The 9,087-nt window shown below is 60.0% G+C and carries 9 protein-coding genes; 5 read left to right on the top strand and 4 right to left on the bottom strand.

Annotated elements, in window-relative coordinates; genetic code table 11:
• Window positions 1–162 precede the first annotated feature (162 nt).
• From MJ956_RS07175 to MJ956_RS07195, 5 genes are all read left to right on the top strand, one after another.
• Window positions 163–1,497 carry a DUF2793 domain-containing protein gene (locus tag MJ956_RS07175; protein WP_253963800.1) on the top strand — a complete coding sequence of 445 codons (1,335 nt, stop codon included), beginning with the start codon at window positions 163–165 and terminating at the stop codon, window positions 1,495–1,497.
• Between the two features lie 571 nt (window positions 1,498–2,068).
• A complete protein-coding gene (locus tag MJ956_RS07180; protein ID WP_253963801.1) occupies window positions 2,069–2,545 on the top strand; it encodes a hypothetical protein in 477 nt (158 codons plus the stop codon).
• Window positions 2,542–3,822, top strand: a complete 1,281-nt coding sequence (locus tag MJ956_RS07185; RefSeq protein WP_253963802.1) for a relaxase/mobilization nuclease domain-containing protein — start codon at window positions 2,542–2,544, stop codon at window positions 3,820–3,822. The genes MJ956_RS07180 and MJ956_RS07185 overlap by 4 nt, the downstream gene beginning before the upstream one ends.
• A gap of 90 nt (window positions 3,823–3,912) precedes the next feature.
• Window positions 3,913–5,685, top strand: a complete 1,773-nt coding sequence (locus MJ956_RS07190; protein ID WP_253963803.1) for a type IV secretory system conjugative DNA transfer family protein — start codon at window positions 3,913–3,915, stop codon at window positions 5,683–5,685.
• 407 nt (window positions 5,686–6,092) lie between these two features.
• Window positions 6,093–6,491 carry a hypothetical protein gene (locus tag MJ956_RS07195; RefSeq protein WP_253963804.1) on the top strand — a complete coding sequence of 133 codons (399 nt, stop codon included), beginning with the start codon at window positions 6,093–6,095 and terminating at the stop codon, window positions 6,489–6,491.
• Between the two features lie 9 nt (window positions 6,492–6,500).
• Here the strand turns inward: MJ956_RS07195 and MJ956_RS07200 are convergent, their stop codons facing one another.
• From MJ956_RS07200 to MJ956_RS07215, 4 genes are all read right to left on the bottom strand, one after another.
• Window positions 6,501–6,833 (bottom strand): hypothetical protein, encoded by a 333-nt coding sequence (locus MJ956_RS07200; RefSeq protein ID WP_253963805.1) that lies wholly within the window; start codon window positions 6,831–6,833, stop codon window positions 6,501–6,503.
• Between the two features lie 21 nt (window positions 6,834–6,854).
• The gene (locus tag MJ956_RS07205; protein WP_253963806.1) at window positions 6,855–7,016 is read right to left on the bottom strand and encodes a hypothetical protein; all 162 of its coding nucleotides are present in this window, start codon (window positions 7,014–7,016) and stop codon (window positions 6,855–6,857) included.
• A gap of 166 nt (window positions 7,017–7,182) precedes the next feature.
• The gene (locus tag MJ956_RS07210) at window positions 7,183–8,091 is read right to left on the bottom strand and encodes an ArdC family protein (protein ID WP_253963807.1); all 909 of its coding nucleotides are present in this window, start codon (window positions 8,089–8,091) and stop codon (window positions 7,183–7,185) included.
• Window positions 8,092–8,506: 415 nt separating this feature from the next.
• Window positions 8,507–8,743, bottom strand: a complete 237-nt coding sequence (locus MJ956_RS07215) for a hypothetical protein (protein WP_253963808.1) — start codon at window positions 8,741–8,743, stop codon at window positions 8,507–8,509.
• Window positions 8,744–9,087: the final 344 nt, after the last annotated feature.

The raw sequence follows: 9,087 nt of genomic DNA on the forward strand, positions 1-9,087 counted from the left end.
CTTCGTCGAATCCCGGCCATTCGACAGGCCCAAGAACCCGCTCGAATCGCTCACCTCTTATGGGAGTCGCCGCTTGGCCGCATGGCCAGCCGCCCGGCATTTTCTCCCCGGTCGGGGGAACGCCCTTAGACTGGTCCCGCAACGACCACACGGGACGCCATCATGGAACACAGCGCCAATCTCTCCCTGCCCTTCATCCTGCCTTCACAGGCGCAAAAGCATGTCACCCACAACGAGGCGCTGCGCGCCCTCGACGCGCTGGTGATGCTTGCTGTCGCGAGCCGCACATTATCCGCTCCGCCCGCCAATGCCGCGGAGGGCGAGCGCCACATCATCGCCGCAGGCGGAACCGGCGCCTGGATCGGGCGTGATGGCGCCGTCGCGGCGTTCCAGGACGGCGCCTGGGCCTTCTTCACGCCGCGCGACGGGTGGCTTGCGTGGTGCGCGGACGAGGCCGATCTACTGGTTTACACGGCCGATACGTGGGTTTCGACGGGCGCGGCCGCCGGCGAATTTCAGAACATTTCGCTGCTGGGCGTGAACACCGAAGCGGATGCGACGAACCGGTTGGCCGTCGCCGCCGACGCGACGCTTCTCAATCACGCCGGTGGCGACCACCGGCTGGTGATCAACAAGCAGGCCGAGGCCGACACGGCCAGCCTCGTGCTTCAGACCGGCTTTTCCGGCCGGGCCGAAATCGGGTTGGCGGGCGACGACCGTCTGTCCTTCAAGACGAGTGCGGACGGTCTCGCTTTCGTCGAGGCAATGAGCCTCGACGGCCTGACGGGAAAGCCGTCTTTCCCACAGGCCAATTTTCTCGATGACTACGCCGTCAATCTGTTGCAGGACAGCGGTCGCTTCGCCGGCAACGCGGTTTCGGCAACGACCGTCGGCGCCTTCGTCTTTCCGGCTTATCTCAGCCCTTATAACGGCGCGGTGGCGGCGGGGCTCGGCAAGTTCATCCACAACAACACCGACTACGGCGGCCCGGCCGGCCTGCTCGCTCCGGAGGTGAAAGAACTTCTCGACACGATCCGCGATGCCGCCTATCGCCGCTACGGCGTCGAATTCTGGGTGGCCGAGATCACCCAGGGCGCGGGAACGGACGGCCCGCTCACGGTCGGAGCGACGACCGGCTATCTCGGCTGTTTCAGCGCACAGTTGGCACGCCCACCCAAATTGACCTTCCACGCCTATTTGCGGGCCGTGGACGCCGACATTCTTCTGCGCTGTTTTGACGGCCAGACGCTCTACAAGAACGGCGAGGCGAACACCGCGTCGATCGCCATTTCGCCAGCCGACGGCTGGGTGTCGCTGACCGTGCACGACGCTGTCGATCCGCGCACCTCCTATGGTTACACGCCCGCGACCTTCGGCGTGTATGCCCAGGCACAGGGCCACCGCTGGCTGCTCGCCTGCCCGGCGCTGATGGGCGGGATCACCAAAATCGACGACGATGTGGGCGTCGTCGCCGCATTCAACGGCTGGACGGCGTAAGCCGGTCCGTTACAAATCCGCCTCGTGAACTTGCACGATGTGGCCGCTGACGCCTCCGGCTTCGGAATTCCAGCTTACGTGATCGCCTTTTGAATAGTTCGCCATAGCCCGCCTCCTTGTTCGGCCAACGCCCCTCTTGATCCTGATATTCCGGGTGGCGATTGCCGACGCCGCCCGGCCGGGGCCCGGGCGTGCCGGACGAAGACGAGAACGGGTTATCACAACTGACGACGAAAGCTGACCATCGGCTGCCAGCCGATGCACGCCTTTGATGGCTCGTTCGACTACCCCATACGATGCGAAGATCCCTGGCCGTCATGGCATGATACCGATCTGACTATAAGGAAAGCGGTCGTGGGCCCGGCATTGGCCTGGCCTCCGCCATCATGCCGAAATCAGCGATTTCGACCATGCGATTAGCCTTTTCATGCAAAGCTTTAGGCAGGGCTTGTAATGGAAAATGCGAAATGGCGCACCTCGAAGGAGAAACTTCGAACGCGCTTTTCGAAACGCTAGAGGATTGGAACAACCAGCTCAAGCACCGCCGTAGCGACCTTCAGGGGCCGAAACCATGACGGCCGCGCGCGAAGAAAGAGGGCCACGCACCAAGCCCTTTCCCGTGCGGCTGACCGATGACGAGCGCGCACAGTTGGAGCGTCGTGCCGGGTCAATGGCTGTTGGCTCCTATGTGAAATGCGTCCTCTTTGCCGAAGGCGATAAGAGGAGCAATCACCGGTCACGGGCTCCGGTGAAGGATCACGCGGCGCTGGCTTCAATGCTTGCCCAGTTAGGTGCGAGCCGTTCCGCCGAATGGCTGGCGATGCTCGCGGGGGCAGCGCGTAGCGGTACGCTTACGGTCGATGAAGAAACTACGATGAAGCTCGATCGTGCCTGCCACGACGTGCTGGTCATCCGTCTGCTGCTGATGCAGGCACTCGGCATTCAAGTAACCGATGATGCCGATGATGGTGGTGCTGATGTTGGTGTTGGTCGTGATGATGATGTCGATCATCGGCACGATCATGATCGTGGGATCGTCTCGCGATGATACTCAAGGGCTCACAGCGCGGCGGCGCACGGCAATTGTCGTTGCATTTGCTGAATGACCGCGACAACGACCATGTTGCCGTGCAGGAACTGCGCGGCTTTATCGCCCGCGATCTCGACGGTGCGCTGGCCGAAAGCTATGCAATCTCCAAGGGTACGAAGTGCCGGCAGTTCATGTTCTCGCTCAGCCTCAGTCCGCCAATAGACGCCATCGCCGGGGAAGATGATTTCCGGCGGGCGGCCGATGAAGCGGAGAAGCGACTTGGGCTGGAAGGCCAACCTCGCGCTATCATCCTTCACGAAAAGGAAGGGCGCCGCCATGCACATGTTGTGTGGTCACGGATCAATCCGGCGACGATGACGGCGATCAACCTTCCGCACTTCAAGCGGAAGCTGAATGATTTGGCGCGCGAACTCTATCTCGATCACGAGTGGGCGCTACCTGAAGGGTTGCGCCGCGATGGCGGCAAGAGCCCGCTCAATTTCACATTGGCGGAATGGCAGCAGGCAAGACGCCTGCATCTCGATCCGCGCGAGATCAAACAGACCTTTCAGGAGGCATGGCAACGCTCGGATGATGCGCGGTCATTCGCGGCGGCTTTGCGTGAGCGCGGCTATTTCCTGGCGCAAGGCGACCGGCGCGGCTTCGTGGCCCTCGACGTCAACGGTGAGGTCTTCGCTGTCGGGCGGTGGTGCGGCGTGCGCACCAAAGAGGTGCGCAACCGGCTTGGTGATGAGAACGCGCTGCGGCCGCTGGCAGACGTTAGGGCACAAGTGAAGGCGCTTGTCTCGGAGAGGTTGCAAAGCTTCATTGATGACGTGAACGAACGGCACCAGGGCGAGGCTCGTCCGCTGTCCGAGGACCGCGGACGGATGGTGCGGGCGCATCAGGCCGAACGGCAGTCCATGCTTCAAAAACAGCAAGAGCGTTGGCAGCATGAGGAACAAGCACGATCGCAACGCTTCACGAAGGGCCTGCGCGGCCTGTGGGATCGGCTGACAGGAACGGCGGCAGGTGTCCGCAAACAAAACGAAGCTGAAATCTGGCGCTGCGTGGTCCGCGACCGCGATCAACGCGATAATCTGGTCGTGACGCAGATGGCGGAACGGCAGGAACTGCAGAAGAAGATCGAAGCCCTGCGGCGACGGCATAGCCAGAACCGTCGAATCCTTGCGCGTGAGATCACCCGATCGCTGCAACGGATCGAACAGCATAGTGAGCAGGAAACGCGAACGCGTAAACGGCAGCGCGATCATACATTCTTGCCGCCGCGATAGCCGGAATTGTCCAGTGATCTGCCGAGGAACTACCTACGGGCTCGCTCATAAACTGCCCCTCACGATCAACATCTGACCGGAGGTGGCACTATGCCCCGTACTCATATGCTCGCGCTCGCGGGTGGCACGGCACTCTTTGTGCATTTCACCCTGCTGAACATCGACGTCTACACGCCGCGCAACCCGTATCTCCCTGACACGACCTACATGCGGTTCGCCTTGATCGCCCTGGCGGGTGCCGCTGGCTTTGCCCTCGGCTGGTTCTTCTCACCTGCCAACAAGGCCCTGCGTGATGGCGTTCTTCTGGCCGGCGCTGCCGTTGTTGCGTTTGGCGCCCTGTCCGATCACGGTACGCTCGGCTGGGGACTGACCGGACTGGCTGCCGTGGCAGCGTTCATTGCAGGACTTGGCTACTGGCTGGGCGGTGTGGTGAAGAAACTCGCCGCCACCCCGAGCACGTTTGGATCGTCGCAATGGGCCGATCTCGATCACCTGATCAACAATGACATTATCGATGATGACGGTTTGCGCCTGGGGACTTTCGAAACGATGCCGGAATCGCATCGCCTGACCTATACCGGCGATCGCCACCTGCTGACGGTCGCGCCGAACCGTTCCGGCAAGGGCACGACGGCGATCATTCCTAACCTGCTGACCTATGGTGGCTCTATCCTGATTGTCGATCCCAAGGGCGAAAACGCCATGATGACGGCGGCTCGTCGCAAGGCGATGGGACAGCACGTCTATGTGGTCGATCCGTGGATGATCGCCGCCTCAACCGACTTGGAAGCGGCCCGATTCAATCCGCTCGACTGGCTCGTCAAGGGCGATGTTGATATCACCGAAAATGCCATGCTGCTCGCCGACGCCCTGATCGTCCCGATCGGCGAGCACGACCAGTTCTGGGTCGAAGAGGCTAAGGCCGTCTTGCAAGGATTGATTTTGTTTGTGGCGACCGACAAATCGGAAGCCGGGAACCGGCATCTGGGGCGGGTGCGCGATCTTCTGCTGCTCGACGGTGACGATATGCGCAAACTCTTCGAGCGCATGCTTCGCTCGCCCCACCATATTGTTGCCAGCACCGGCGCACGCTGCATGCAAAAGGAAGAACGTCTGCTCGCCAACGTCATCGCCTCGGCGCAGGCTCAGACGCATTTCCTCGACAGCGCCCGCATCCGCGAAAGCCTCGCCGCGTCGGACTTCCGGTTCGAAGATCTGAAGGCGAAGCCGATGACCATCTATCTGGTGCTGCCGTCCGATCGCCTGAACGCCTTCGGCCGGTGGCTGCGCCTGCTGATCCAGCAAGCCGTGACGGTCAATGCCCGCAATATCGAAATCAGGCCCGACAAGCCGGTCCTGTTCATCCTTGATGAAATGCCGGCGCTAGGACGGCTGACCATGGTCGAGCAGGCCTTCGGGCTGATGGCCGGCTATGGGATTCAGCTGTGGGGCGTGGTGCAGGATTTGAGCCAGCTCAAGCGCATCTATGGTGACGGCTGGGAGACCTTCGTCAGCAATGCCGGTGTTCTTCAATATTTCGGTAGCCGCGACACCATCACAGCCGACTACTTCTCTGCCCTGTGCGGGGTGACCACAGTGTGGAATTTCAGCAGCGCGGTCGCACGGGTGTTCGGCAATAGCAGCGGCCAAGGTGGCGGTGGCTCTTCAAGCTCAACCAGCAACACCGATACGACAGCCGCCGCCCAACGGAAGCTGGCCTATCCGGACGAGTTGATGCGGTTGCCCGGTGACGAGCAACTGGTGCTGATCGAAAATCTCAACCCTATCATCGGCCGCAAGCAGCCATGGTTCGAGGATGATGAGCTGAAGTCTCTTGGCCGAAACCTCCGTCAGCCCGATTGAAAGCAGCGAGGGGTACGTCGCCCCTCGCTGCCGCTGCACTGAGGCTACCGAAACGAAATGAGAGTGCACGATGACCGATAGGCCGACAAAGCCCTTCAGACTTGCCCATGACAACACAATGCCAGCAAGCCCGGATCAGTCGATCCGTGGGGACACGATCCGCGACAAGGACAATGTCCAGACCCGTCCGCCGCCGCCGAAGCAGTTCCGGCTCCCACACCCGAGGCTTGCCCCTGGCGGAGCCCTTGGAATCAAGCGGAACCTGCCTGCGCCGGATCACCGGAAAGCTGCGGAGAGCAAGCCGAAGGCGCCGGGCGATCTTTCGCGCGCCTTTAAGCCTTTGGCGACCGGAAAGGATAAAGATCGCGGACACGACCGCTAAGGCGATCACATAGGAATATGTTCAGATGGCACAGAGGTCTTCGGATTTGCTACTCTGGCATATGGATCATCATCATTTCATGAAGTATTTGCGCCACGCCCCCAATCATCCGTCGTATGGTGTCGTGCAACGCGTCTACGAAAACGCCAAAGGTGTTGACGAGATTATTTGGCTTCATCGATGTTACTGGGATTATGCCGACTGGCTGGAAGCGCGCGGAGACATTAACTTCGCCGAATGGGTTGTCCATTGCGACAGCAACCCGTTCGAGGATTGGACGCTATCCCGCCTTCTAATGTACTGGCTTTGGCTGGATGAGTGTCACCGTTTCCGAGAGGGGCTGCCGACGCCCAATCCGTATCCCCCTATGGGATACGTGGGATGGGCTGATGATAATCATACGGGTCGGTCAGCCCGTTCATAGACGCTAAGATCATCGCCGCCGGGTCCGGTTAACCAGATACATAATGGCAAAGACGACGAGCGAAAGCGGGCCAAGGACGATCAAGAGTACGATCGAGGCGGCGAGCGGTATCCCGAAAACGTTGCGACCATCAGGGCCGGCTGGGTTTAGGGCGACACCAACCATGACGTGCAGGACGATCGCGAACCCGAGAATGAACGGTGAGCCGATCAGCAATAACCAGAACACCTCACCGCCCGAGTTCGCCACATTGAAAATCACGACCACAGGAACCAGGACGGCGAGGTATGCCACGATTGACGCTGCGCTCGTCGGGTCTTGGAACTGAGCTTTAGTTTTCAAGTGAATCTCCTACGCGCGGTATCAAGCGATAGGTGCCGTGCAGGTTTGAAGCAGCACCGGGATGAAAATGACGACGAAGATGGTCAGTGCGATTCCGGCATTGTTCTTGAACAGGACCAGAAGCGCCGGAAGACCAACGACTACAAGCAAAAGCAGTATGCCAAGCCACTCGACGTTCGTCATAAACTCTTGGATTTATTATATATTTCCATATTTAACGCTCGTTTGGGGTTGCCTCACGGGAATCCGGCTGATTCAATAGATTCCGATCTCGGAAAGCGGCCCCGTGCAGGCTGATCCAAAAAGGAACCTTTATGGTGGCTTTGCCGGATCGAAGTGGAGAGGCAACCTATGCGGCCGCCTCCGTGGCTTCGAGTGATGCGAGATAGTTGGCAGCCTTGCTGGCCTGGCTCGCGGCGGTGAAGATCGCCTTGCGGTCGTTCTTCAGAACCGTCAGCCAGTTGGCGATATACGCGGCGTGATCTTTCCGCGTCTCCTGCGTGATACCGAGATCACTGCAAAGGAAAGCCGCGCCAAGCTCGGCGACCAACTCTTCCATCGCGTAGTGTTCGGAACCGAACCGGCCGGAAAGATCACGGTCGAGTCTCGTCTTCGCGCCTGACCAATGGACCAGCTCGTGGCAAAGCGTCGAATAGAACCCTTCGGCAGGCGTCGTGGTGTCGGTACCGACAAAGCGGCGACGTTCCGGCATACGGATCTTGTCGAGCGCGGGGACATAACAAGCGCGATCGCCCTCTTCGGTGACGTGGGCGCCGGTCGCAGTGGCAAAGGCTTCGGCTTTAGCGATCGGATCGAATGTGAGCCCTTCCGGCAGGTCTTCGGACGGATGCGCGTAACCTTCGACCTGTGCGGAATTGAATACCCAACTGGCCTTGGCGATCATGCGCTCGGCCTGATCGGTTTCGCCGGTTTCGGGATCGGTCTCGTCATAGGCGATCGTCTTGTAGAAGACGACGAGCGATGACTTCTCGCCCTTGCGAACTTGGCAGCCATTCTGTTGCCACTGGCGGTAGGTGCCCCAGACATTGGACGGGAACTCGGATGCGAGGGCGGACACCCAAAGCGAGACGATATTGATCCCGTTATAGGGGTTGCCCGAGCTAATATTGACCGGGCGCGCGAAGCATCCGCCTTTGGCTCTGATCCAAGGAAGGCGGTACTCCCCGGCGGTTTCGATCGCATCGACGATGCGGTTTGTGATCTCCTGATGGACATCGAATTTTGATGTTCGTGACATGGCTCTTTCTCCTCTTGCCGTTGCCGGCCGCGACCATCGCGGCCTGATGGCGTCCGGAGAGGCGGGGAAAGAGCGGACTTGCACCCCAAAGGGGCGGGCAAAGCGGAAAGACGGCTATGCCGTTGCAAGGGCGCGAACGCCCTGCCAGGACAGCCAATCGATCAGGCCGCGTGTGACGCGGTGGCGTATGTCGGAAAGAGATGAGAGTTTGGCGCGCTACGGAGATTGATGGTGGAAGGCCGTCACCGGCCGCGATCCTGCGCTCGCTACGGCGCTATTGAGAGGCGCGCTTCGCTTCGGATCGGGCGCATGTTCACTTACTGGTGGCGGGTCGACATGGGTCGGCGTCGCTGCAACGCACCGGAGCGGATGCTTGTGTGTGCAAACTCAACTGATCCGCGACGCATATCAAGGGTCAGTGCTTTGCCTTGCCGGGAGCCCAATCGCGCGGCGGCATGACACCCGCCTTGCGCATTGCCTTGATATCCGGCGTTCCTTCGTCATCCTCGATGATCTCGATGCCGTGGTAAGCTAGAATGCGCTTAAGAATACGGTATTTTCCCTTCCACAGGTCGCGATCGGCCTTGATGTTATTGATTGCCATTTGGAAGATCGCGGCCGTGCGCTCGTCTTCTGTCGGATTGTCACTCATGCCTTTCCGATCCTCTTGATATTCCCCTGACCGGGTTTGGCCCCCCGTCGTATCACTACCCGCACCCTGCTTCGGAACGATCCAGAGCCGGTGACAGAAAACCGATACGGGTCGAAGTTGATCGCATTTGTAAGAGATAGCCGCCTCTCTATCCTATCGCAAAAACGCGTGGTGTGACAGCGGCACCGCGAGACCCTATTGGCCAATAGCGGCCTTGAGTTCGTCCAACTGACGACGAAGAGTCTTGTTCGTTGCTTCCAATTCCGCGCGCAGAGCGTCGTTTTCTTCTTCTAGTTCTTTAACGGCGTTGATGAGTGCAAATGACAGCGGAGTCGAATAGAGGT

This window comes from Aurantimonas marianensis (assembly GCF_024195285.1).
In the GTDB taxonomy this organism is placed as follows: domain Bacteria; phylum Pseudomonadota; class Alphaproteobacteria; order Rhizobiales; family Rhizobiaceae; genus Aurantimonas; species Aurantimonas marianensis.

Bases quoted from the DNA above. Each gene is read 5' to 3' on its own strand.
- MJ956_RS07175 (WP_253963800.1), top strand. From the start codon at position 163: ATGGAACACAGCGCCAATCTCTCCCTGCCCTTCATCCTGCCTTCACAG.
- MJ956_RS07180 (WP_253963801.1), top strand. From the start codon at position 2,069: ATGACGGCCGCGCGCGAAGAAAGAGGGCCACGCACCAAGCCCTTTCCC.
- MJ956_RS07185 (WP_253963802.1), top strand. From the start codon at position 2,542: ATGATACTCAAGGGCTCACAGCGCGGCGGCGCACGGCAATTGTCGTTG.
- MJ956_RS07190 (WP_253963803.1), top strand. From the start codon at position 3,913: ATGCCCCGTACTCATATGCTCGCGCTCGCGGGTGGCACGGCACTCTTT.
- MJ956_RS07195 (WP_253963804.1), top strand. From the start codon at position 6,093: ATGGCACAGAGGTCTTCGGATTTGCTACTCTGGCATATGGATCATCAT.
- MJ956_RS07205 (WP_253963806.1), bottom strand. From the start codon at position 7,016: ATGACGAACGTCGAGTGGCTTGGCATACTGCTTTTGCTTGTAGTCGTT.
- MJ956_RS07210 (WP_253963807.1), bottom strand. From the start codon at position 8,091: ATGTCACGAACATCAAAATTCGATGTCCATCAGGAGATCACAAACCGC.
- MJ956_RS07215 (WP_253963808.1), bottom strand. From the start codon at position 8,743: ATGAGTGACAATCCGACAGAAGACGAGCGCACGGCCGCGATCTTCCAA.